We start from the raw sequence: 1,971 nt of genomic DNA on the forward strand, positions 1-1,971 counted from the left end.
GACCGAAGGGGAGTGGGGATTAGGGGCGATGGGGAGATGGGGAGAATAACAACTGACAACTGACAACTGACAACTAACTATTGACTATTTTCCCAAATATGCTTCGAGAACCTTAGCATTGGTCTGAATTTCTGCGGGAACACCATCAGCTAAATTTTGACCTTCTGCAAGCACCCAAACGCGATCGCACAAGGACATAATCACATCCATATTGTGTTCAATAATCAGAAATGTCATACCCTCGCGGTTCCAGGTAATAATGCGATCGCATATATCATCAATTAGTTTTGGATTCACTCCTGCTGCTGGTTCATCTAACAAAATTAACTTGGGATTAGTCATCAACGCTCGGCCCATTTCCAGCAGCTTGCGTTGTCCTCCTGATAAACTACCAGCATAGTCGCGTGCTTTTTTTGCTAAACCCACAGCGGCTAACAGAGACATTGCTTGTTCTTGCAGTTGCTTTTCTTCTTTGGCAACGATATGTGGTTGGAACTGCACTTGCCAAAAATTTTCACCTGTTTGTTTTTGTGCTGCTAGCAGCATATTATCTAACACCGACAACCGCGAGAGAGTACGGGGAACCTGAAAGGTACGTACTATTCCCTGCTGAGCAATTTGATATGGTTGTAAGTGATGAATCGGTTCGCCATCAAAAATCACTCGTCCCTTATCTGGGCGAATGAAGTTTGAAAGTAAGTTAAATAAAGTGGTTTTACCAGCACCATTTGGCCCAATCAAGCCAGTAATGCTGCCTTTGTTGACTTCAATGTTGGCATTATATACAGCTTTGATACCACCAAAGCTTTTACAAAGTCCCGTGGCTACTAATAGAGGAAGTGAGGATGACTGATGAGACTGGTTATTTACCAAGGGTGAGTTCCTCCTTTTTCCCTAGGATACCTTGAGGACGCCAAATCATGAGTACCATCAAAATTAGACCAATAACCATGATGCGAAATGCACCAAGACGCGCTTCATCAAGGGGGATAATTCGGGGCATAACTTCGCGCGTGATGGCATCGTAAGCAGTAAAGATCACAGCACCTAAGATTGTGCCGATATTATTACCAGAACCGCCTAAAATTACCATAATCCAAGCATCGAAAGTCACCTGCGGTTCAAAAGTTTTATCAGGGTAAATAGCGCTGAGTTGCCATGCATAGAAAGCACCAGCCATACCTGCGATCGCACCCCCTAGCATGAGAGATTGTACTTTATACCAAAAGACATTTTTGCCCATTGCCTTCGGTACTTCTTCATCTTCGCGGATAGCTTTGAGGACTCGACCCCAAGGCGATCGCACCAAAACTTCCAAGCGCCAAAATATAAATGCTAATATCAACACTGACAACAGCATCAAACCCCCTTTGGGGTTGTAATTATACAGGCTGATAACTCCAGAAATATAAATCGCAGCTGTTAATAAGCCCAAGACAATAGCCACACCCAAGCGCGTTGCCAATTCTTGCTTGCTAACTTTTTCTTGTGATGAATCAGCAACTAAGGACATTTTTGCCTTACGAATCCATTGCCACAACGTAAAAAAAGTCACACCAGCCAGTAGCGTCAGCAGTCCAATCATCACCAGTCGAAAAAACAAATTTGGTTCTGTCGTTAAAGGTATAGGATAACTTTGTATACCAAACGCCCCGGACACCCAGGTGTCACCTACAGGTAATTCTTGGTTATTTAGTACCAAACGAATTAGTTCTCCTGTACCGATAGTGACAATTGCTAAGTAATCTTCCCGCAAGCGCAGGGTTGCGAAACCAATTATCAAGCCAAGTATTGCTGCTACTATTGCCCCAATTACTGCTGATATCAATAGAGGCACACCTTTTAAGCTTAACAATACTGTTGTGTAAGCTCCTAAGGTCATAAAAGCAATATGACCAAAGTTAATTAACCCCGTAAAGCCCCACTGTAAATTGAGTCCCAAGCTAAACAGGGCAAGAATTGCCGTAGAAA

The 1,971-nt window shown here is 43.3% G+C and carries 2 protein-coding genes; both read right to left on the bottom strand.

Annotated elements, in window-relative coordinates:
* Positions 1-84 precede the first annotated feature (84 nt).
* Positions 85-873 carry an ABC transporter ATP-binding protein gene (locus I8748_RS03045; RefSeq protein WP_198123202.1) on the bottom strand — a complete coding sequence of 263 codons (789 nt, stop codon included), beginning with the start codon at positions 871-873 and terminating at the stop codon, positions 85-87.
* Positions 863-1,971 (bottom strand): branched-chain amino acid ABC transporter permease (locus tag I8748_RS03050; RefSeq protein WP_214662402.1); only part of this gene is annotated, 1,109 nt, incomplete at its 5' end. The genes I8748_RS03050 and I8748_RS03045, both read right to left, overlap by 11 nt.

Origin of the sequence: Amazonocrinis nigriterrae CENA67 (assembly GCF_016056305.1) — a bacterium.
GTDB lineage: Bacteria > Cyanobacteriota > Cyanobacteriia > Cyanobacteriales > Nostocaceae > Amazonocrinis > Amazonocrinis nigriterrae.